The 21,450-nt window shown below is 70.5% G+C and carries 24 protein-coding genes; 14 read left to right on the top strand and 10 right to left on the bottom strand.

From position 1 onward, the window contains the following. The 6 genes from P0Y48_07645 to P0Y48_07620 all read left to right on the top strand — a co-directional run bounded on the left by P0Y48_07645 (position 1) and on the right by P0Y48_07620 (position 5,533). The gene (locus P0Y48_07645; GenBank protein WEK12357.1) at positions 1–2,487 is read left to right on the top strand and encodes a DUF4118 domain-containing protein; all 2,487 of its coding nucleotides are present in this window, start codon (positions 1–3) and stop codon (positions 2,485–2,487) included. After that, complete coding sequence (locus tag P0Y48_07640; protein WEK12356.1) at positions 2,484–3,170, top strand: response regulator; 687 nt, start codon at positions 2,484–2,486, stop codon at positions 3,168–3,170. Before P0Y48_07645 ends, P0Y48_07640 begins: the two co-directional genes overlap by 4 nt. Before the next feature lie 114 nt (positions 3,171–3,284). Then, complete coding sequence (locus P0Y48_07635) at positions 3,285–3,614, top strand: PadR family transcriptional regulator (protein ID WEK15034.1); 330 nt, start codon at positions 3,285–3,287, stop codon at positions 3,612–3,614. Position 3,615: 1 nt separating this feature from the next. Further along, positions 3,616–3,984 carry a DUF1048 domain-containing protein gene (locus P0Y48_07630; protein WEK12355.1) on the top strand — a complete coding sequence of 123 codons (369 nt, stop codon included), beginning with the start codon at positions 3,616–3,618 and terminating at the stop codon, positions 3,982–3,984. Next, a complete protein-coding gene (locus P0Y48_07625) occupies positions 3,981–4,775 on the top strand; it encodes an ABC transporter ATP-binding protein (protein WEK12354.1) in 795 nt (264 codons plus the stop codon). The genes P0Y48_07630 and P0Y48_07625 overlap by 4 nt, the downstream gene beginning before the upstream one ends. Beyond that, a complete protein-coding gene (locus P0Y48_07620) occupies positions 4,772–5,533 on the top strand; it encodes an ABC transporter permease (protein WEK12353.1) in 762 nt (253 codons plus the stop codon). The genes P0Y48_07625 and P0Y48_07620 overlap by 4 nt, the downstream gene beginning before the upstream one ends. A gap of 149 nt (positions 5,534–5,682) precedes the next feature. On the opposite strand, the gene P0Y48_07615 is transcribed toward P0Y48_07620, so the two are convergent. Next, positions 5,683–6,270, bottom strand: a complete 588-nt coding sequence (locus tag P0Y48_07615; protein WEK12352.1) for a hypothetical protein — start codon at positions 6,268–6,270, stop codon at positions 5,683–5,685. A gap of 109 nt (positions 6,271–6,379) precedes the next feature. Here P0Y48_07615 and P0Y48_07610 point away from each other — a divergent pair, with 109 nt between their 5' ends. Then, complete coding sequence (locus P0Y48_07610; GenBank protein WEK12351.1) at positions 6,380–6,613, top strand: hypothetical protein; 234 nt, start codon at positions 6,380–6,382, stop codon at positions 6,611–6,613. 120 nt (positions 6,614–6,733) lie between these two features. Here the strand turns inward: P0Y48_07610 and P0Y48_07605 are convergent, their stop codons facing one another. Continuing rightward, positions 6,734–6,868: a hypothetical protein gene (locus P0Y48_07605; GenBank protein ID WEK12350.1), complete on the bottom strand. Its 135-nt coding sequence runs from the start codon at positions 6,866–6,868 to the stop codon at positions 6,734–6,736. 92 nt (positions 6,869–6,960) lie between these two features. On the opposite strand from P0Y48_07605, the gene dinB reads away from it, so the two are divergent. Then, complete coding sequence (dinB, locus tag P0Y48_07600) at positions 6,961–8,157, top strand: DNA polymerase IV (GenBank protein ID WEK12349.1); 1,197 nt, start codon at positions 6,961–6,963, stop codon at positions 8,155–8,157. 9 nt (positions 8,158–8,166) lie between these two features. Here the strand turns inward: dinB and P0Y48_07595 are convergent, their stop codons facing one another. Beyond that, positions 8,167–8,997: a response regulator gene (locus P0Y48_07595; protein WEK12348.1), complete on the bottom strand. Its 831-nt coding sequence runs from the start codon at positions 8,995–8,997 to the stop codon at positions 8,167–8,169. Continuing rightward, complete coding sequence (locus P0Y48_07590) at positions 8,994–10,295, bottom strand: ATP-binding protein (protein ID WEK12347.1); 1,302 nt, start codon at positions 10,293–10,295, stop codon at positions 8,994–8,996. Before P0Y48_07590 ends, P0Y48_07595 begins: the two co-directional genes overlap by 4 nt. Positions 10,296–10,438: 143 nt before the next feature. Between P0Y48_07590 and P0Y48_07585 the strand changes: the two genes are divergently transcribed. The 3 genes from P0Y48_07585 to P0Y48_07575 are packed head-to-tail and all read left to right on the top strand — an operon-like array spanning position 10,439 to position 13,588. After that, complete coding sequence (locus tag P0Y48_07585; GenBank protein ID WEK12346.1) at positions 10,439–11,452, top strand: tripartite tricarboxylate transporter substrate-binding protein; 1,014 nt, start codon at positions 10,439–10,441, stop codon at positions 11,450–11,452. Further along, positions 11,449–12,042: a tripartite tricarboxylate transporter TctB family protein gene (locus P0Y48_07580; protein ID WEK12345.1), complete on the top strand. Its 594-nt coding sequence runs from the start codon at positions 11,449–11,451 to the stop codon at positions 12,040–12,042. Before P0Y48_07585 ends, P0Y48_07580 begins: the two co-directional genes overlap by 4 nt. A gap of 1 nt (position 12,043) precedes the next feature. Further along, positions 12,044–13,588: a tripartite tricarboxylate transporter permease gene (locus tag P0Y48_07575; protein ID WEK12344.1), complete on the top strand. Its 1,545-nt coding sequence runs from the start codon at positions 12,044–12,046 to the stop codon at positions 13,586–13,588. 6 nt (positions 13,589–13,594) lie between these two features. Here P0Y48_07575 and P0Y48_07570 read toward each other — a convergent pair whose 3' ends face one another. Genes P0Y48_07570 through P0Y48_07545 form a run of 6 tightly spaced genes read right to left on the bottom strand, consistent with a single transcriptional unit; the run spans position 13,595 to position 19,701 of the window. Further along, positions 13,595–14,491 carry a hypothetical protein gene (locus tag P0Y48_07570; protein WEK12343.1) on the bottom strand — a complete coding sequence of 299 codons (897 nt, stop codon included), beginning with the start codon at positions 14,489–14,491 and terminating at the stop codon, positions 13,595–13,597. Between the two features lie 49 nt (positions 14,492–14,540). After that, a complete protein-coding gene (locus P0Y48_07565) occupies positions 14,541–16,970 on the bottom strand; it encodes a DUF6493 family protein (GenBank protein WEK12342.1) in 2,430 nt (809 codons plus the stop codon). After that, positions 16,967–18,310: an SWIM zinc finger family protein gene (locus tag P0Y48_07560; GenBank protein ID WEK12341.1), complete on the bottom strand. Its 1,344-nt coding sequence runs from the start codon at positions 18,308–18,310 to the stop codon at positions 16,967–16,969. The genes P0Y48_07565 and P0Y48_07560 overlap by 4 nt, the downstream gene beginning before the upstream one ends. 32 nt (positions 18,311–18,342) lie before the next feature. Next, positions 18,343–18,969, bottom strand: a complete 627-nt coding sequence (locus P0Y48_07555; protein WEK12340.1) for a hypothetical protein — start codon at positions 18,967–18,969, stop codon at positions 18,343–18,345. Positions 18,970–18,979: 10 nt separating this feature from the next. Continuing rightward, positions 18,980–19,300, bottom strand: coding sequence for a helix-turn-helix domain-containing protein (locus P0Y48_07550; protein ID WEK12339.1), 321 nt, complete (start codon positions 19,298–19,300; stop codon positions 18,980–18,982). After that, positions 19,297–19,701 (bottom strand): hypothetical protein, encoded by a 405-nt coding sequence (locus tag P0Y48_07545; protein ID WEK12338.1) that lies wholly within the window; start codon positions 19,699–19,701, stop codon positions 19,297–19,299. Before P0Y48_07545 ends, P0Y48_07550 begins: the two co-directional genes overlap by 4 nt. Before the next feature lie 87 nt (positions 19,702–19,788). Here P0Y48_07545 and P0Y48_07540 point away from each other — a divergent pair, with 87 nt between their 5' ends. From P0Y48_07540 to P0Y48_07530, 3 genes are read left to right on the top strand one after another with little or no spacing between them, the layout of a single operon-like run. Further along, entirely contained in the window at positions 19,789–20,313 is a 525-nt protein-coding gene (locus P0Y48_07540) for a hypothetical protein (protein WEK12337.1), read from the top strand. Between the two features lie 31 nt (positions 20,314–20,344). Next, complete coding sequence (locus P0Y48_07535; protein WEK12336.1) at positions 20,345–20,890, top strand: hypothetical protein; 546 nt, start codon at positions 20,345–20,347, stop codon at positions 20,888–20,890. A gap of 18 nt (positions 20,891–20,908) precedes the next feature. After that, on the top strand, positions 20,909–21,427 hold the full coding sequence (locus tag P0Y48_07530) for a 2'-5' RNA ligase family protein (GenBank protein WEK12335.1): 519 nt from the start codon (positions 20,909–20,911) through the stop codon (positions 21,425–21,427). Positions 21,428–21,450: the final 23 nt, after the last annotated feature.

The following is a 21,450-nucleotide window of genomic DNA, read 5'->3' as shown; positions in this document are numbered from 1 at the left end:
ATGACCGCACGTGGGCGGCTGCGCGTGCTGCTGGGGGCCGCGCCCGGCGTCGGCAAGACGTACGCGATGCTCGAAGAGGGCGCTCGCCGCCGCGCCGAGGGCACCGACGTCGTCATCGCGGTCGTGGAGACGCACGGGCGCGCCGAGACCCTGCGCATGACGGACGGATTCGAGGTCGTGCCTCGCCGGGCCGTCGCACACCGCGGAGTCACGCTCCACGAGATGGACCTCGATGCGGTGCTGGCGCGGCGGCCCGAACTCGCGCTCGTCGACGAACTCGCGCACACCAACGCGCCCGGCTCCGCCCACGAGAAGCGCTGGCAGGATGTCGCCGCCCTGCTGGAGGCCGGCATCGACGTGATCTCCACCGTCAACATCCAGCACATCGAGTCGCTCAACGACGTCGTGGAAGAGATCACGGGTGCCGTGCAGCGGGAGACCGTGCCCGACGAGGTGCTGCGGGCGGCCGACCAGGTCGAGGTCGTCGACCTCGCGCCGCAGGCCCTCCGCGACCGCCTCTCCGGGGGCTTCGTTTATCCGGCAGAGCGCATCGACGCCGCCCTCTCCAACTACTTCCGCCTCGGAAACCTCACCGCGCTGCGAGAGCTCGCCCTGCTGTGGCTGGCCGACGAGGTCGACCACGCCCTGCAGGGCTACCGCGCCGAGCACGGCATCGACCGGCGCTGGGAGGCGCGCGAGCGCGTGGTCGTCACGTTGACCGGCGGTCCCGAGGGGGAGACGCTGCTGCGCCGCGGTGCGCGGATCGCGGCGCGCTCCGGCGGCGGACAGCTACTGGCGGTGCACGTGACCAGTCAGGACGGGCTGCGCGCACCGCACCCGGCATCCCTCGCCGAGCAGCGCGCGCTCGTCGAGAAGCTCGGCGGCACCTTCCACCAGGTCGTCGGCGACGACGTGCCGCGCGCGCTCGTGGAGTTCGCGCGCTCGGTCGACGCGACGCAGCTCGTGCTCGGGGTCAGCCGCCGCAGCCGCCTCGCGGCGCTGCTCACCGGGCCCGGCATCGGGGCGACCGTGATCCGCGAGTCGGGTGACATCGACGTGCACATCGTCACCCACTCGGCGGCGGGCGGGCGCTTCGCGCTGCCGCGTCTGGGCGGTGCGCTGACCATGCGCCGGCGGCTCGCGGGCTTCGCGGTCGCGATGCTCGGCGGTCCGCTCCTCACGTGGCTTCTGGTGAGTTTCCGCTCCGCCGAGTCGATCACGAGTGATGTGCTGAGCTATCAGCTCCTCGTGGTTGTCGTGGCCCTCGTCGGCGGCATCTGGCCGGCGCTGTGGGCCGCGGTGCTGAGCGGGATCACCCTCGACTTCTTCTTCGTCGAGCCGCTCTACACGATCCGGGTGCACGAGCCGCTGCATCTCCTCGCGCTCGCGCTCTACGTCACGATCGCGGTGCTCGTGAGCTTCGTCGTCGACCGGGCCGCACGCAAGACCCGCGCCGCGCGGCGGGCGGCGGCCGAGTCCGAACTCCTGCAGACCGTCGCCGGGAGCGTCGTGCGGGGGAGCGGGTCGGTCGAAGCGCTCGTCGAGCGCGCCCGCGAGGCGTTCGGGCTGGCCGGCGTGCGGCTCACGAACGACGGCGAGGTCGTGGCCACGAGCGGCGAGCCGCTGCCCGATGGCCGGCATGCGACCGTTCCCGTCGGTGATCGCGCCGTCCTGGAGCTCCACGGCCACTATCTGCCCGCGTCGGAGCGGCGGCTGCTCGCCGTGATCGTCTCCCAACTCGAAGCGGCTCTCCAGCATCGCGACCTCGCCGAGACGGCGCGCGAGCTCGAGCCGCTCGCGGCATCCGATCGGGTGCGCAGCGCCCTCCTGTCCGCGCTCAGCCACGACCTGCGGCGCCCCCTCGCGGCAGCGACGGCGGCCGTCGGCGGGCTCCGCGTCGGTGTCGCGAGCGAGAGCGACCGCGACGAGCTGATCGAGACCGCCGGTGAGAGCCTCGCGACGCTCGGGACCCTCGTGACGGATCTGCTCGACGTCAGCCGCCTGCAGGCGGGCGCCCTCGCGATCTCGCTCGCCGACGTCGACCCCGCCGACGTCGTGCTGCCGGCGCTCGACGAGCTGGGGCTCGGTCCCGGCGTCGTCGACCTCGACCTCGCTCCGGTCACCGTCCGCGCCGATCCTGTGCTGCTGCAGCGCGCGGTGGTCAACGTCCTCGCCAACGCCGTGCGCCACTCGCCGGCCGGTCGCAAAGTGCGTATCGCGACGAGTGTCTTCGGCGACGCGGTCGAGATGCGCATCGTCGACCACGGTCCCGGGGTGCCGGCCGATCGTCGCGACGACATCTTCCTGCCGTTCCAACGGCTGGGCGACACGGACAACACGGCGGGGCTCGGCCTCGGCCTGGCCCTCTCGAAGGGGTTCGTCGAGGGGATGGGCGGTACGCTCACGCCGGAGGACACACCCGGAGGAGGGCTCACGATGGTGATCGCGCTGCCGCTCGCACAGCCGTCGAACGGAGTGCCGGAGTGAGGATCCTCATCGCCGACGACGATCCGCAGATCGTGCGCGCGCTGCGCATTACCCTCTCCGCGCAGGGGTACGACGTCGTGACGGCCGCCGACGGCGCCCAGGCGATCGCCGCCGCCGTCGACCGTCGACCCGACATCTACCTGCTCGACCTCGGCATGCCCGCCCTCGACGGCCTCGACGTGATCCACGCGATCCGCGGCTGGTCCGACGCCCCGATCCTCGTGGTCTCGGGCCGCACCGGTTCCGGCGACAAGGTCGACGCCCTCGATGCCGGGGCGGACGACTACGTCACCAAGCCGTTCGCCGTGGACGAGCTGCTCGCCCGCATCCGTGCGTTGACGCGGCGCGCCCCGCAGCAGGAGCCCGACCCCGTCGTGGAGCTCGGCGACGTGTCGGTCGACCTCGTCGCGCGCAGTGTGACGCGCGTCGTCGACGGACGCACGGAACGCATCCGGCTCACCCCCACGGAGTGGCAACTGCTGGAGATCCTCCTGCGAAACCCCGGCCGACTCGTCACACGGCACACGATCCTCACGACCATCTGGGGCTCGGAGCACGTGAGCGACACCGGCTATCTGCGGCTGTACATCTCCCAGCTGCGCCGGAAGCTCGAACCCGACCCCGCGCACCCGCGATACCTGCTCACCGAAGCGGGGATGGGCTACCGCCTGCAGCTCGACTGACCGCACCGGCATCCGCTCGGTATTCAGTCTTGCTATCTACCGGTACTCGGCGTTACTATCTAGCGGTAGTCAGTGACAGTGACTACCACACGATCGACACGCGACGGAGGCGGCATGGGCAAGCAGGCGACCGAGATGCTCAAGGGCGTCCTGGAAGGAATCGTGCTCGCGCTGCTCGCGGACCGCCCCGCCTACGGCTACGAGATCACCGCATCGCTGCGCGACCGGGGGTTCTCGGACATCGCCGAGGGCACCATCTACGCGCTCCTCGTGCGAGTCGAGCAGCGCGGCCTCGTCGACGTCGAGAAGGTGCCGTCCGAGAAGGGCCCGCCGCGCAAGGTGTACTCGCTCACCGACGACGGCCGCGCCTACCTCACCGAGTTCTGGAGGACCTGGAGCTTCCTCACCGAACGACTCGACCAGCTCCAGCACGGAGGACACTGACATGGCCGCGAAATGGATCGAGGCCCTCACCGGGTCTCTCGAGCAGAAGAAGCAGTACCGGCAGAGCATGCGCCGCATCGACGCGCTCCCCGAGCCGTACCGGAGCGTCGCCCAGGGCTACCACCGCTACTTCATGTACTACGGCGGCTTCCTCGACGGCGAGACGCTCGTCACCCTCATCGGTGACTTCGTCGACCTGTGGGAGCGCGCCGCCGTCGACGGCTCGACCGTCCACGACATCGTCGGCGACGACCCGGTCGCGTTCGGCGAGGAATTCGCAAACGCCTACGCGGGTCGCCACTGGATCGACAAGGAGCGCAGCCGGCTGATCGAGACCGTCGAGAAGGCGCAACGGGAGGCGGCATCATGACCGCGACGCCGACGGCATCCGCTGTCCGCATCGAGGGGCTCCGGAAATCGTTCGGCGACGTCGAGGTGCTCCGCGGCGTCGACCTCGACATCGCCCCCGGCAGCGTCTTCGCCCTCCTGGGCTCGAACGGCGCGGGCAAGACGACGCTCGTGCGCATCCTGTCGACACTCCTCCGAGCGGATGCCGGCACGGCATCCGTCCAGGGCTTCGACGTCGCAGCCCTATCGGGCGACGTGCGCCGCGCGATCAGCCTGACGGGCCAGTTCACCGCGGTGGACGACGTGCTCACCGGGCGGGAGAACCTCCTGCTCGTCGCACGGCTGCGACACGTCACTCAGCCGGATGCCGTCGCCGACCGCCTCCTTGGCCGGTTCGCGCTCACCGACGCCGGCGGACGCCGGGCAGGGACCTACTCGGGCGGCATGCGCCGCCGGCTCGACATCGCGATGAGCCTCATCGGCGACCCGGCGGTCATCTTCCTCGACGAACCCACCACGGGCCTCGACCCGCAGGCGCGGATCGACGTGTGGGATGCCGTCCGCGAACTCGCCGCCGGGGGCACCACCGTGGTGCTCACGACCCAATACCTCGACGAGGCCGAACAGCTCGCCGACCGCATCGCGATCCTCCACGAGGGTCGCATCATCGCCGACGGGACGCTCGCCGAACTGAAGACGCTGCTGCCGGCAGCGACCGTCGAGTACGTCGAGAAGCAGCCGACGCTCGAGGAGGTGTTCCTCGCCGTCGTCGGGAGGAGCGCCGCCGGCGACGCGGCGAAGGAGGAATCATGACCACGCACGCTGTCGGCGACACCGCCGTGCTCACCGGCCGGTCGCTGCGCCACATCCTGCGCAGCCCCGACACCATCATCACGACCGCGATCATGCCCATCGCCTTCATGCTCCTGTTCGTGTACGTGTTCGGGGGTGCGATCGACACGGGCGAGACCCCCTACATCGACTACCTGCTCCCCGGCATCCTGCTCATCACGATCGCCTCCGGCGTGGCATACACGTCGTACCGACTGTTCCTCGACCTGCAGGGCGGCATCGTGGAGAGGTTCCAGTCCATGCCGATCGCCCGGTCGAGCATCCTGTGGGCGCACGTGCTCACCTCGCTCGTCGCGAATCTCGTCTCGCTCGCTGTCGTGGTCGGCGTCGCGCTGGTGCTCGGGTTCCGGTCGCCGGCCGGGGTGCTCGCCTGGCTGGCGGTCATCGGCATCCTGATGCTCTTCACGCTCGCCCTCACGTGGATCGCCGTCATCGCGGGCCTGTCGGCCAAGACGGTCGACGGTGCGAGCGCCTTCAGCTACCCGCTGATCTTCCTGCCGTTCATCAGCTCGGCCTTCGTGCCCACCGAGACGATGCCCGGCCCCGTGCGGTGGTTCGCCGAGAACCAGCCGGTGACGGCGATCGTCGACGCGATCCGGGCGCTGTTGACGGGCAACGCTCCGGGTGGCGCCCTGGCCGTGGCGCTCGCGTGGTGCGGCGGGCTCCTGGTGGCGGCGTTCGCGGTGGCTGCCGCGATCTACCGGCGGCGCGTGCGCTGACTCCGCGGCGCGTGTGCCGAGCCGACGGCGCATGCACTGACGCGGCGGCTGGTGTGCCCGCTTACAGGCAAAACTGCAAGAGTCCTGCGGTGGGAGTGACTCCGCGGTGGATTCAGCCTGTACGCGGTCCCGGTTCGGCGGCGGAGAGGTCAGACGGCGGTCTCGTCGGCGGTCTTGGACTTCTGGATCTTGCTGATGAGGTCGCCGAGGCCCGCCGAACCGCCCATGATGGCGGTCGCGGTGATGACGATGTCGACCACGGACGGCACGTTCGTGTAGCCGAGCGAGGCCAGCAGCGAGAACTTGAACAGCCCGACCAGGAGCATTGCGAGGAGGAAGGCGAGCCCGTTCGTCAGCAGGGCCTTCTCGATGTTCGCGGTGGTCACGGCTTCGTCGGCCTCGGACTGGGCGTCGGCGGAGTAGGCGGAGACGCCGAACCCTCGCATCGCGGCCGCCTGCTCGCGTACCGCCGTCAGCGCCGTCCGCTTCTTGTCCGTCGCGGTGGGCGCGCCACTGACCGCCGAGAGGAGGCGGTCGAGCACCGGCACCAGGAGCTGATTCACGCGCTCGATGGCCTGCGCCAGCACGTAGAGGATCGCGAACGCGGCGATCCCCTCGACGGGCGTCTGCGTGATCGTCGAGCTGGTGAGGAGGATCGGTCCGAGGACCAGGCCCGCCACCACCAGGATGATCGTCGTGACGATGTACGGCATGCGGATGCCGGTATCTACGGTCATGAGATTCCCCCATCTCCCCGTCGAGATGGTCCCGAAGATACTCCTGTGGGGCGCGCGCCGACAGCCCCCGGGCCCGTGGCGGTTTCGGCGTCGACGATAGAGTGCGCACATGCAGCGGAATCCCTACGCGCTCGTCCTGTGGACGGCGACCATCGCGTGCGCCGTCATCCTCCTCTTCATCTGGATGGCGCTGTCCCGTGATTCCCTCGACGACGGGTCGGGCTACTCCGTGGACGTTCCGGGACTCTCCCGTGCCGCCCTCTACGTCTTCGGCGCGGGCGTCGTCACGGGCACCGGCGCGTGCGTGCTGAGCGGCGTCGCCTGGCTCGGACGCCAGCGCTGAATCACGCCTTCGGCGCTGCCGTGCGGGCGCGCGGCGAGCGGCCGACGCGTCAGCGTCCGATGAGGTAGCTCAGCGCGACCAGCCCCGCGACGGCGAGTGCCGGTCCCCACGGAGCGCGCGTCACACGGGTTCGGTCGTGCGGATCGGGCCGCAAGTCAGGCACGACCACACGACGAGGAAGCGCTCGTCGTCGAGGATCTCGAAGCGCAGCGGGTCACCGCAGGTCGGGCAAGTCCACGGCTGGGAGGGGCGCATGCCTCTATCTTCCGCCCGGGCAGCCGCGGCGGCTCCGGTATGTCGGGGGTGAGTGCGACGATCCTCTCCTCGGGCCCGAGGGGGGAGGCGATATGCGCGGGGAGGCGACCGTGCTCCACGCCGATCTCGACGCCTTCTACGCGTCGGTCGAGCAGCGCGACAACCCGGCGCTGCGGGGGAGACCGGTGATCGTCGGAGGCGGGGTGGTGCTCGCCGCGAGCTACGAGGCGAAGGCGCGCGGCATCAAGACGGCGATGGGTGGCCGGCAGGCGCGGGAACTGTGCCCGGATGCCGTGGTGGTCCCGCCCCGGATGGATGCCTATGCCGCCGCCAGCCGTGCCGTGTTCGACATCTTCCGCGACACGACGCCGCTCGTGGAGGGCCTGTCGATCGACGAGGCGTTCCTCGAGGTCGGGGGACTGCGACGGCTGGTCGGCGACCCCGTCCACATCGCCCACGGTCTGCGGGAGCGCGTGCGGGGGGAGGTGGGACTACCGATCTCGGTCGGCGTCGCGCGCACGAAGTTCCTCGCGAAGGTCGCGAGCGCGGTCAGCAAACCCGACGGTCTGCTGGTCGTGGAGCCTGACGGGGAGGAGGCGTTCCTGCTCCCACTGCCGGTGGAACGGCTGTGGGGCGTCGGGGCGGTCACGGCCGAGAAGCTGCACCGCTTCGGCATCCGCACGGTCGGGCAACTGGCGGAGATGGAGGCGGCGACGGCCGAGCGGCTGCTCGGGCGGGCCGCGGGGGCGCATGTGCACGCGATGGCGCGTCTGCTCGATCCGAGACCGGTCGTCACGACGCGGCGGCGCGGGTCGATCGGCTCGCAGCGGGCGCTCGGCTCACGCCCGCGCGCTCCGGAGGAGGTGGAGGTCATCCTGACGCAGATCGTCGACCGGCTGGCCCGCCGCCTACGCGACGGGGAGCGCGGATGCCGCACCGTCACCCTGCGGCTGCGGTTCGCCGACTTCGCGAAGGCGACGCGGTCGCGCACGCTGCGCTCGCCGTCCGACCGCACGGCAGTGCTGCTCGGTGCGGCGCGGGGACTGCTCGCCGCCGCACAGCCGGAGATCGCAGCGCGCGGGCTGACGCTGATCGGGGTGTCGTTCGGTCAGCTCGCCCGGGGCGACGAGGTGCCGCCGGAACTGCCCATCGACTGGGGCGACGGGGCGCGGCTCGACTCAGTCTTCGATGCGGTGCGCGACCGGTTCGGCGCCGAGTCGCTCGGCCGCGCGATCCAACTGGGCCGGGATGCCGGGTGGTCGACGCCGATCCTGCCGGAGCACGAGTGACGCCGATCGTCAGGCGTCGGAGAGGGGAGTGGCGTCGGGGGTGAGGCGGTAGAGCACCTGCGGGCGTCCGCGGCGTCCGTACCGGTGGGCGAGGTCGGCTGCGCCGGTCTCCACGAGGTGGGCGAGGTAGCGGTGTGCGGTGGCCGAGGAGAGTCCGCACGCGGCGGCCACGTCGGCGGCGGTCATGGCGGTGACGGGGTCGAGCGCGGCGATGACGCGATCGAGGGTCGTCGCCGCGAGCCCCTTCGGCAGCGACGCGGGAGCGCCCGGGCCGGAAGTGCCCGGGTCGGAGGTGCCCCGGCCAAGCGCGCCCTGGCCGGGAGCGCCCCGACCGAGCGCGCCCATCCCGGGAGCACCTCGGCCGGAAGCACGCCGAGCGGTGCGGATGCCGCCGGTGAACAGCCGATCGATCTCCCCCTGGCCGAGGGGAACCTGGCGTGGGGGCTCCGCGTCGTCCGGGCGCTCGGTGCGGGTGGCGGCGTAGTGGGCGAGGCGCTCCTGCAGGGCTTCCTTCGTGAACGGCTTCACGAGGTAGCCCACGACGCGGCCCGCCATCGCCTGGCGCACGGTGGTCTGGTCTCGCGACGAGCTGATCACGAGCACGTCGCGTTCGGGGCCGGCCATGGTGCGCAGGCGGTGGAGCACTTCGATGCCGCTGATGTCGGGGAGGCGCATGTCGAGGAGCACGAGGTCGGCGTCGGCCGCCAGCCGGAGCGCGTCCGTTCCGGTGGCCGCCGTGCCGGTGACGACGAAGCCGGGGGTCGCGGCGACGAATCCGGCGTGCAGGGCTCGGGCCCCACGGTCGTCGTCCACGACGAGCACCCGCACGAGCGTGCTCACGTGCGTGCCGCCAGTTCGAACGAGAAGCGCGCCCCGCCCAGCGGCGACGCGCCGACTTCGACCGAGCCGTCCCGGGCGGTCACGAGCCGACGCACGAGATCGAGCCCGATGCCGCGGCTGCGGCCGTCGGCATCCGCTTTGGTGGAGAGTCCGCGCGTGAAGATCCGGGCCGCGACGTGCCGGTCGACGCCCGGGCCGTCGTCGTCGACCGCGCCGTACAGGCGGTCGCCCGAGCGGCGGAGCGTGCAGCGCACCCGCGACGCTCCTGCCTCGCCGGCGTTGCGGCTGAGGTTCGTGAGGATCGACACGACGTCGTCGTCGAGGTCGGCGCCGGGTTCGAAGTCGAACTCGGCCAGGGCGCCGCGCTCGAGGAGGTCGGCACGGATGGCGTGCATCGCGGCATCCCGCAGAGCCGATGCCGCCACACCGCCCCCGGGGCCGCCACTCTCGCCCAGCGCGTCGCCCGGGGTCGCGTCGCTCACCGCGACGACGTCTTCGATGTAGTCCAGCGCGGCGTGCGGTTCCCCCGCCGTGACGAGGCCGTGCACGACGTGCAGTCGGGTGTGGAACTCGTGCGCCTGCTCCTGGAGGGCCGCGGTCGTGCGCTGCATCTGGGCGTGCTCGGCGGCGAGCCCGTCGAGCCGGCGGAAGCGGCGCTCGACAGCGGCCGTCACGAGCGAGCTCACGATCGTGGCGACGACGAGTGCCCCCGCGGCCCAGGGGAGGAGGCCTGCGAGCGCTTCGACGCGCTGCGACTCGATGTCGGATTCCAGCACCCCCACGGCGACCATGCCGACGACGTCGCCGTCGGCGCTCCGCACGGGAACCTTCGCGCGCAGCGACCGCCCCGACGGACCCGTCTCGGTGCCGAGGAACGGGGTGCCGGCGAGCACGGATTCGTTCGTCGTCGACACTTGGATGCCGCGCTCCGACGCGAGCGGGTGGGTGATGCGCACCCCTTCGTCGTCGGTGATCACGGCGTAGTAGACCCCCGCGGCCTCCGCCACGAGGTCGGCGATCGGCTGCAGGGTGGCGGTGGCGTCGGCCAGGTCGTCGGCGTCGGCGAGGTCGGCGGGGGTGCCCGCGCCGACGTTCGCCGCGAGCGTGGCCCGCACCTGCGGCAGTTCGGCGAGGCTCGACGCCACCTCCTGGACACGTTCGGCCGTGGCATCCCGGATGCTCTTCTCCTGCAACCAGAGGGCGATCATGACCGTCGCAGCGAGGGCGGCGAGGGCGACGACGGAGGGCAGGAGGATCATCGCCAGGCGGATCGCCCGGGGGCTCGGCCGCATCGCCATCGTCGTCACTCTCCCGTCGGGGTCCACGCGTCGGCATCCATCGGCGTTTAAGAGAACAAAGCGCCGGCGGCGCGACGGTGCGGACCGGCGGTGCCATCCTAGGTCGATCCCGCGGCGACGACGATGTCCGCGCGAATGGAGCAATGATGACCCAGGAGCCCCTTCCCCCCAGATCCGGGCCAGGACGAGCGATCGGCCGCGCTGTCGGCGGTCTGATCGCCGTCGCCGCCATCGGTGTCGCGGCGTTCGGTTCGATCAGCTCGGCCGCGTCCGGTCAAGACATCAGCGCGTCGATGACGATCATCGCCCCCGCGGCCGCCGGCGGTGGCTGGGACGGGGTCGCGCGCGAACTGCAGCAGGCGCAGAAGGCGAACGGCCTCGTCAACAACGTGCAGGTCGTGAACATGCCGGGAGCCGGCGGAACGATCGCGCTCGGCAACGTGTCGGTGCTGAACGGTCAGCCGAACAACCTGCTCGTCGGCGGTACGGGGCTGCTGGCGGCGACGATCCAGTTCGGTTCGGCCGCCACCCTCGACGACGTCACGCCGCTCGCGGTGATCGTCGAGGAGTACGACGTCATCGTCGTGCCGGCCGACTCGCCCTACGAGACGCTCGACGACCTCGTCGCGGCGTGGCGTGACGATCCGAAGGCGCTCCCGTGGACCGGTGGCGGATCCTTCGACCAGCTCGTCGTCACCGATCTCGCCCTCGCGGCGGGGATCGACCCGCTCGAGACCACCTACATCTCCTCCGACGGCGGCGGCGAGGCCATCCAGGCGCTGCTCAACGGCACGGCCCAGGCGGCCACGGGAGGCTATCCCGACAACATCGACCAGATCGAGGCGGGGCGGCTGCGCGCGCTCGCGCTCGTCGCGCAGGAGCCGATCGACGGGATCGACATCCCCACGGCGGTCGACCAGGGCTACGACGTCACCCTCACCAACTGGCGCATGCTCGCCGCGCCTGCCGGGCTCGAGGAGTCGGAGGTCGAGGGCCTCACACAGCTCGTGCTCGACAGCGTCGAGACGCCGCAGTGGCGGGATGCCATCGACCGCTACCGCTGGACCGAACGCATCATCACCGGTGACGAGCTCGCGACGTTCCTCGACGACGAGGAGAGCCGCATCCGCACCCTGTACGAGGAGATGGGCCTGTGACTTTCCCACCGAACCCCACATCGGCATCCGCTGTTCTCGGCGACCGGCTGCGCATCGTCTCCCGGCCCGGGATGGCGGCGCTGGCGAAGGCGCTGACGATGCCGGTCGTCGTGGCCGCGTTTGCGACCTACCTGCTCGTCGGCATCATCACGATGCGCGTGCCGAGCTCGGCCGACTTCCCGGGGCCGCAGTTCTTCCCGGCGATCATCACGGTCGGGCTCTACGGCTTCGCGATCGCCCTGGCGGTGTCGGGCATCCGCGAGGTGCGGAGCCTCCCCGACCCCCGCACCGCCGAACTCCTCGCGGCGGAAGCCGGAGAGGATGCCGCGGACGAGCCCCGCGCCGTCCGCATCGACGTGCGGTCGCTGCTGTGGATCCTCGGGTCGTTCCTCGCGTTCGCGTTCCTGTTGAACCTGCTCGGGTGGGTCATCGCCGCGGGCCTGCTGTTCTGGGGCGTCGCCCGCGGCTTCGGATCGACCAAGCCGATCGCCAGCCTCGTCGTCGGACTGACGATGAGTTCCCTCGCCTACATCGGCTTCGACATGGCCCTCGGCCTGCCGTTGCCGTCCGGCATCCTCGGAGGTTTCTGACATGGACGCTTTGCAGATGCTCGGCGAGGGGTTCCTCGGCGCCTTCACGCCCATCAACCTCATGTGGGTGCTCATCGGCTGCCTGCTCGGCACGGCGGTGGGCGTGCTGCCCGGCCTCGGGTCGTCGATGGCGGTGGCGCTGCTGCTCCCCATAACGTTCTCGCTCGACCCGACCGCGGCGTTCATCATGTTCGCCGGCGTGTACTTCGGCGGCCTCTTCGGTGATTCGACGATGGGCATCCTGATGAACACGCCGGGGCAGGCCTCGGCGATCGCATCGACCTTCGAAGGCCACAAGATGGCGCTCAACGGGAGGGCCGCCCAGGCTCTCGCGACCGCCGCGATCGGCGCCTTCATCGGCGGTTTCGTCGCGTGCGTCGTGCTCGTGTTCCTCGCCCCCGCCCTCGCCGACTTCTCCAGCCGGTTCGGGCCCGCCGAGTTCTTCGCGCTCGCTGTCTTCGCCTTCGCGGCGACGTCGTCGGTGGTAACCGACAACGCCCTGAAGGGCCTCACCGCGCTGTTCCTCGGGCTCGGCATCGCCGTCATCGGCGTCGACGGCGTCTCGGGCGCCCCCCGGTTCACGATGGACTCGCCGTACCTGTTCGACGGGGTGTCGCTGGTCACGGTGACGGTCGGCATCCTCGCCCTCGGCGAAGTGATCTACGTCGCCTGCCTGGAGCGTCACACGTCGAACAAGAAACTGCTGCGTCCGACGGGCCGCCCGTGGCTCAGCCGCAAGGAGCTCCGCGAAGCGACCCCGGCGTGGCTGCGCGGCACCGCGATCGGGCTTCCCTTCGGCGTCATCCCCGCCGGCGGATCGGAGATCCCCACGTTCCTCGCCTACGGGCTGGAGAAGCGGCTCGATGCGCGTCGCCCCCATCCGCAGTTCGGCAAGGGCGCCATCCGCGGCCTCGCGGCTCCGGAGGCAGCGGGTAACTCGACCACCGGTATGGCGATGGGGGCGCTGCTCGCGCTCGGTCTGCCGATCTCCGCCACGGCGGCGATCATGCTCGCCGCGTTCCGCCAGTACGGGTTGCAGCCGGGACCGCTCCTGTTCGACCGCGCGCCCGACCTCGTGTGGTCGCTGCTGGCGAGCTTCTTCATCGCGATGGTGGTGCTGCTCGTCCTGAACCTGCCGTTCGCGATGCTGTGGGCCAAGCTCCTCCTCATCCCGCGCCCCTACCTCTTCGCGGGCATCACCGTGTTCTGCGCACTGGGCATCTACGCGACGTCGGGCTCGCTGGTCGACCTGCTGATCCTGCTCGGCATCGGTGTCGTCGGGTTCCTGCTCCGGGCGCTCGACTACCCGCTCGCCCCGCTCATCATCGGCATGGTGCTGGGTCCGCTGGCCGAGACGAGCCTGCGGGATGCCGCGATGAGCGCGAACGGAGACTTCTCGGTGCTCGTGCACAGTCCCATCAGCATCGGCCTCTACGTCGTGCTCGCCGCGGTGCTCGCCTTCGCGATCCGCGGCCGGATCGTCGCGCGGTCACGCGCCCGCGCGGCGGCGAAGAGCGAGCGGGTGACGGAGCCGGTGGGCCGCTGACGCGGGTCAGTCAGCGGTGGCGGTTGCGGCGGTCTCCGTCTGCCGCGCGGGGGCCGAGAGGGTGAGGACGCCGCACATGATCAGCATCCCCACGACGGCCAGCGCGGCGCCGATGAACGAGGCCGTCACCCAACCGCTGGTGTCCGCTACCTCGATCAGATACACGGACGAAGACGGGACAGGGGGCATGAACTCGGCATAGTCCGGGACAGGGGGGAGGGTCACGCGAGAGATCACGAGCATCGCCAACCCGATCGCGCTGAGAGCGACGCCACTCCACCAGTTGCCACTCCACCAGATGCCACTCCACCAGATCGCAGGCCCGCGACGGATGCCGGAGAGGGGCGCGGTCGACGGGCGGCCGGTGACCACGGCGCGGCCGATCAGAACGCTCATCGCCAGAAGACCCGCCCACAGCACCCCGGCACCCACGAAAGTGGACGATGAGACATAGATGGTGTCGAAGAGCATCCTCGGGTTTTCGATGACAGACGGGGACTCGAGGTAGGTGGGCTGGTACGAGAAGGACGGCTGCGGAGCGCTCATGCCGATGAGGACGGTGAACAGGCCGATCACGATGAGGGTGGCTGTGCCCCACCTGGCCACGGTGAGAGCCCGAGATCGACGGCCCCGGTCCGGCGCATCATCCCGGCGCAATGACCACCACCGGCACGAAAGGAAGGCGATGGTCATCGTGCCAAACCCGACGAGGAGGACACCCAAGACCGCACCGGGTCCGACCGAGACATGGTCGACCAGCGCGAACATCTCGCGGATGTACTCCAGCCAGCCGATGCCGGCGCCTCGCGCGGTGCCGACACCGAGGTAGACGAGGATCGACCCGACCAGGACGCTGAGGAGCGCAACGGCCCAGACCGTCCTCTCGCGCCAGGTTGACTCCACGTCGTCAGCCTAGTGAGCGGATGCCGAGGTGCTCGACTGAACGCCGGGCTCAGCGGTAGCGGGCGAGAAGAGCACGCGCGTTGACGGCGGCCCGCGACGAGCCGCGGAACGTCTCCAGCCACTCCCGGAGCTTCGGATCGGCATCCGCGAGCGCTTGACCCTCGGTGGTCGCGATCAAGACGTCGAGCAACTTGTCCACGCCGCGGCTGTTGTTCGGGATGCGGGGGAGGAACGCCGAGAGCGTGTCGGCGACGGCCGTGCGTGCCTCCGGGGAGATGGAGCTCGCGTCGGCGAGCGCCGTCGCCCATCGGGGGAGGACGCAGCCCGGGGCATGCCGGACGAACGCGTCGGCGACCGTCGCCACGGACACGCGCCGCGGCACGGCTGCCGCGAACAGTTCGGCGGCATGGATTCTCGTGAGTGCGGGCCGCTGGCCCAGCGCGAGCACCAGCGCAGATGCCGACAGGGGGCCCCACGAGCCGCGGTGACGTGCGAGGCCGTCGATGATCTCGGCCTGGCCGAACTCGGTCACCGACTCCAGCCCCGAGAGCAGCATCTGCAGTCCCAGCAGCGACGCGACGTCGGCGTCAGCCGGGCAGACGAAGTCGCCGAAGATCTGACCTGTGTTGCCCCACTCGAAGGAGTAGCGACGGCGCTTCGTGGTGGGCGCGCAGGTGGGCCGAAGCGGCTCGATGCGGGACGACGGGCCGCCGACAACCATGAGTCGCATCGAGCTGCCGCCGCTCCAGAGGTCCTTCCACGGGGTCGGCTCCCATTCCTCGGTCACGGAGGTGCGGGTGCCCGCACCTGGGTAGTCGTGGCCGGCCGCGATCAGGAGCGGGTCGTCGCCCAGCGGGTTCCGCGCGCGGGCCGCGGCGATCCACCACTCGAGAGGCTCGATCGCCCGCATCTTGCCGCCGAGGGCGTACCGGAGGGCGTCGGCCGCGGCCCCGTTCGCGTCGACCACCGGGCGAGACGGCACCCGCGCCAGCGCCGCTGCGCGACCGTCTGCGGACACGCGCAAGAGTGCGGCGACCAGGTCTGCCGGAAGCACCCCGCGCCCCGCCTGATCGCGTTCGATGAAGCGGTCGACCAAGGTCGCCGGGCTCACCCCGCCAGCGCTGTCCTCGGGCGTGGCGAGCAGCACCCCGGCCGGCATCCCGCGCGCGAGCTCCCTGCCGACCTCGTCTGATCGGCGCTCGACCACGGTGTCATGCTTCGCACTCCCCGTGGCGCCGTAGTACGTTTCGCCGTGCATGCGCACCACGACTCGGGCGATGAGCATCGCCGCCGTCTGACCCCCGCGCGGCCAATCCGGGGGCTCCGTGCGTTTCCGTGCGACCTTCATGAGCGGCGCGAGAACAGAGCGGTCGGTCAGGGTGGCGAGGGCGGCGAGGGCGAGTTCGAACTCGATCCCGTCCGCATTCCCCGCGAGCACGGCTCCGAGACGCTCGACGATGTCGCTCTCCGGCCACGGGTAGACCAGCGACGGAGTCTCCGGGCCCTCGTCGGGCGACGGTTCAGCAGCGGATGCCGGGGCAGCAGGACTCGGTGTGGGAAGCAGGTCGACGCGCCCCATCTTTCGCAGCGCGTCCTCCGCGGCCGATCGAACATCGGGGTGCGGGTGATCCAGGGCTTGGGCGATGGTGTCGGCGCGCGCGGTCGTATCCTGATCGCCGGCACCGCTTTTCAGCATGGTCACCAGGAGGGCGACGTTCGCTTTGCCCGCAGACATCGCCGGAACGGCGAAGTCCGCGAGTCTGTCGACGTCGAGTCTCCGCGCCTTGTGGAGCGACCACAGCGAACGAACGGCGACCGTGACCGTCGGACCGACGCGGGAGGAGAGCAGGGCGAGAAGGCTCGTCTCCAGACGGCTCAGCTCGTCGACGGTCGGGCGGAGCGAGGTGAAGAGACGCGAGTACCAGCCTGAGGTGTAGGCGGCGAAGTCGCGCGTGAGCGCATCGAGGCACGCGGCGAGCACCCGTTCCCGTGGCAATACTCCTTCGTCGGTGAGCTGCAGGACGACGCCGTGCCAGGTGGCGGACTCCTCGAAACGGGTGAACTTGTCGACGTTGGCGAGCGAGACCTCGCCTCCCCCTTCGACCTCGAAGATCCGCCAGAAGACCTCTTCGCGCAGGCGAGTGTCGTGTCGGAGCAGGAAGAGCCGCGCGCCCGGGATCGCGCCCATCGCGGCAACCATGGCCAGCACGTAGTCGTCGTCGTGGGGAACCGTGATCATCCCCGCAAGCTCTTGGAGTCTCATCTCGACGAAGACGTCTCGGGGCGAGTAGAACGAACTGTGGAAAGAGGACATCCACGTCACGTCGTAGGAGCCCGGCCAGTCGTCTTCGATCCGCCGGGCCAGGGAGATGGCGTCGTCGAGGGTGGTCTGAGGCTCCGTCAGCATCTTCGTCAGGAGCCAGGTGAACGCCGTGCCGCTCAGCGGACCGGTCGTCCGCAGGGCTTGGCGCCGACTCACCGGACCCCTCCCTGCAGGCGGGCGGCGAGGATGTGTTTGCACGGGCCACGTGACGAGGCGTGCCGGGCGTACCACGCGCAGGTACAGGCGAACGTCGCGTCCGGTCGTCGCCGCACCTGATACACCTCGTCACCCGACCTCACGACAAATCGGTCTCCACTTCCGGTGACGGCGCCGTCGCTGACGAGGCCTCGGGCCGCGACAAGCCTCGGGTGCGCCTCTTCGATCCGCGAGAAGTCGATGGCGTCGAGTGGAAGCGGACGGTGGAAGTACGCCGCTGACTCCAGGTCGTAGCCGAGGCGTCCACCGGTGGCGAGCACCGCGACCGCCGCATCGAACCGGGCCGTCTCGAGGCCCAGCCCGTCGCCGGTGGGCGGCAGGTAGATTCCCGCGCTCAACGACGAGTCGAGCAGCTGTGCATCGAGGGAGCGCTCCGGGCCGTCGACCAGCAGCTTCTCCAGGAGTCCGCCCTCGCCGGAGAAGCCGCGACTCTTGTCGGGGGACAGGCACAGGGTGAATCGGCCGCCCGGCACGTCCACCACCCATGCGGAGGCCATCGAGTGGGCTCCGTAGCCGCGGAGCGACGTCGCGTGACGCAGAAGAGGGTCGATTGCTCGCAGTCGTTCGGGGCCCGCCACGGGAACCCCCGCCCCGTCGGAGGCCGCGCGTGTGGCAAGTCGCACCTGCGTACCGCTTGTCGGGACGACCCACACGAGCGAACGCGTGGGCGACGACGACGGCAGGGACCGAATCATGCGGCGGGCGCTCGCCGCGTCGAGGCGGAGCCGCTCCGACATGAAGTTCAGCGCCACTTGCGTTTCGGCGAACCCTCGAACCCACCGGTCGGGGAGGGTCACCTTCTCCTCCCGCACCGTGGCATCCATCGTGGATACCTCCATCGCGTCGGACGTGACGACGAGGTGGAGCGGCTCGTGGTCGCGGAGCGCGGCGAGGGCGGCACGGAGAGGAGGATTCACGTCGACGTTCGTCACCCCGCTCGTCCGGGAGCCGACCTCCATCCCGTCGGAGGTCACGTCGAGACGCGCGTACACGCCGCAGCAGGCGCTGAACGCCTCGAATCTGAGCGAATCGGGCGCGACGGTGACGACCGGATCCGCCGCGCGCAGCACGGCTGCGAGCATCCCCGGCGGCACGTAATAGCGAGTGCGAGAGATCCGTGCGAGCACCAGAAGTGCGTCCGCAAGCACTTTGGGGTGCTCGACGAAGCCCGAAAAGAACGACGCGTCCGTGCGGGTCGTCGCAAGGCGGATGCCATCGCGGTCGATGACCGAGTCGAACGCGTAGCGGTACACCGCCTCCGTCGTCCCCGCGTCCGTCACGACGTCAGCCTAAGCGCACGAGACGCGGGCAATCACGTGGCGCGGTCCGGGTCGTCGGCCGCGGAGCTCGACGCCGGGGCGGCCGCGTTCGCGATCGCCTCAGCGAGCTGGTCGAAGCGAAGAGAGGGGGAGAGGCGTGCTGCCGTGCTGCGGCCGATCGAGTCGACGCCGAGCTCGATCAGTTTCGAGCGAGGAATCACGAAGAACTCCCACGCGCTCACATCCAGAGGGTCGTAGTCGGCGTGAGACGTTGTCGTCAGTGCAGCGAGCACGTAGACGTCTGCCTTATAGGTCTTCTCGGTCGACATGCCCTGAGTGATGTCACCCCACGAGTGCCCACGGAGCCCGGTGAAGCGCAGCTGCGATGGAGCTCGCTGAGGCCAGGCTTGCAGATACGCGGATGCCTTCACTTCGATCTTGATGTCGCGCCAGAGGACGTCGTAGTCGTCCCATTCGACTCGGTGCGCGCTCGATCCCAGTGCTCGCGCCACCAAGAACTCCGCGAGGTATCCGCGCGTGTTGTTCACTCGAAGATCGGACATTGCGAACCTCCAGAAGTCCGCGACCGTGGCCGAGACTCCTACGAAGGGCTCGTCGCCGCACAGCGGCGGAACCTCCGGCGCGGGTATCCACTCGGGCTGCTGCGGCGCTTCGCTCATGGGGTTGACGCTACCTCGCGCCCGCCCCGCCGTGCTCGGACAGCGAGCCGCCCGCTGCGTCGGCGCCCCAGGCGGCGAGAGCCTCGATCGCGGGGCGCAGGGCGCGTCCGCGCTCGGTGAGGGCGTAGGCGCGGGTGTTGTGCTTCAGGGGGAGGCGGGTGAGGACGCCCGCCTCCTGGAGTTCGCGCAGGCGCGTCGCGAGCATGTTGGTGGGCACGCCGAGGTCGCGTTGCAGGTCGCCGTAGCGCTGCGGCCCGTCGAGGAGGCGGTCGACGATCAGCAGTGCCCACCGCGCCCCCACCACGTCGAGGGACTTCCCGAGGTCACTCACGCGGGTGCGTCGGAGTCCGGCTTCATCCAGAACGGCGAGTAGTGGTAGCCGTCGGGGTCGTCGAACTGCCGCTGGTACATGAAGGGGTAGTCGTCGGTGTCGCCCACGCGGCCACCCGCGGCTGCAGCGCGAGCGACGAGTTCGTCGACGGCATCCCGACTGTCGAGATCGAAGGACACCGTCACCTTGGAGGGCGTGTCCGGGCCGCCGATCAGGTCATCCGTGCCGCCGACGGCCGCATACATCGCGCGGCTGCCGAGCATGACGTACTGGTCGGGAGCGATCGCGAAGCACGACACGTTGTCGTCGGACATTTCGGTGTTCAGCGCCCAGCCGAGCGCTGTGTAGAAGGCGGTCGCGCGTTCGACGCTCTCGACCGGGCAGGTGATGAAAAGGCTCATGACGTGATACTTGCAAAATGCAAGTGCGCCGTCAAGAGAGCACGGAAACTGGTGTACGCGCACGCAGCGCGGCGATAGCGTGACGCCATGCGATCGACGAGTTCCCAGGCGCCCTGCGACGACATCGTCTGCCAGCTGATGTCCTTCCGTCACGCGTGGGATGCGCTCGCGGCGTGGATCTCTGTGGCGCTGGCCGTGTTCGTGGTCATCGGCATCCTGGGGCTCGTCACGGCGTGGGTGGCGCTACGGCATGCGCGCCTTGCGGCTCAGTCCGCGCGCGATCGCCGCGTCGCCGATGCGTGGATGAGCGCCATCACCGAGGCGCAACTCTTCGTGACGACAGCTGAGCGGGTGAGCGAGTCCGATCGACGACTCGCTCGTCGGGAGGTGACCCGGCGCGTCGCCGTCGCCCAAGGGGTGTCTGCGCTCGACGAAGTCGATCCCCAGGCGCGCCTCGGCGATGCGGTGCGTGAGCGCATCAGCGCCGCCGTGAACAGTGACGACGCGGAGTACGCGAACGCACAGTTGCGCGATGCTCGGCTGTCCCTCCGGTCGTGGGTGCGCAAAGACGCGGCGGCGCTGAAGCGTGACTCGGCGCTCGATCATCGCTGAGGTGCCGCACGCCGTGTGACATGATGCGCAGGTGCGGAAGACCTGGGTGAGCATCCTCGCGCTGACGGCTGTGGTCCTGAGCGGATGCGCGGCGTTCACGACGCGTGCCGATGACGCCGGTGTGCCCGATGACGAGGAGTTCCTCGTGGATGAACTGCCCGAAGCCGCCCCCGCCTTCGCGGCGCACTTCACCGACCCGATCTACGACGACCCTGCGACGGAGTTCGCGCCCTTCGGCAGCGACGAGGGCTGGGACCTGCTGCACGAGTGGGACGAGCGCCGCGACGAGCTCACCCCGCAGACCACCGTCGCCGACCTCATCAAGGGGAGCGGGTTCGCGGATCTCGTCTCGGAGGCCGGGTTCGAGTTCAGCGACGACATCCCTGAGCCCGGGGGACTGGAGGATGCCGCGACGATCGTCGTCGGAGCGGGCTTCACGCTCCTGCGCCTCACCGGGCAGATCGACGCAGAAGGGCGCCGCGAGACGCTGCGGGCGCTCGACCTCCTCATCGAGCGCTACGACGCGCCGCCCGAGCTGGTGCGCGAGCGCGACGACCTGCAGTCGTGGGCGGGCTAGCGCCGGGGCGGTCGCATCGTGGCTGACGTCGTGAGCATCGAGCTGCTGCTCGATCCCGCCACTGAGGAGCGGGTACGCGACGATTGGCGGCGCCTCGCCGACGCGGGCCTGTCGAGTCTCGCCGCGCACACGTCGCCGTCGAACCGGCCGCACGTCACCCTCCTCGTCCGCGCTGCCCTGCCGCCCGTCGACTTCGCTGCGGCCGTGCGCATGCTCCCGGTGTCGATCGAGTTCGCGGAGCCGGTCGTGTTCGCGCACGGTGAGCGCGGCGTGCTCGCATGGAGAGTGGCCGTGACGGATGCCGTGACCGCGCTGCACGAGGCCGTCCATTCCGCCGTGCCGGCCGGTGCAGACGCCGATGCGCCGCACACGACACCGGGGGAGTGGACCCCGCACGTCACCCTCGCTCGGCGGCTCCGCCTCGATCGGCTCGACGAAGCGCGGTCGCTGCTCGGACCGCCGCTGTCAGGGGCGGGTATCGCCTTACGCCGATGGGATGCCGCGGAGAAGCGGGTGACGGAGATCGGCGCTCTGTGAGCCTTTCTTCACGAACCGCAGGC

It is taken from the genome of Candidatus Microbacterium phytovorans (assembly GCA_029202445.1).
Taxonomy (GTDB): Bacteria; Actinomycetota; Actinomycetes; order Actinomycetales; family Microbacteriaceae; genus Microbacterium; species Microbacterium phytovorans.
Note: the sequence above shows the minus strand (reverse complement) of the source record. Positions and strands in the feature narration are given on the sequence as shown.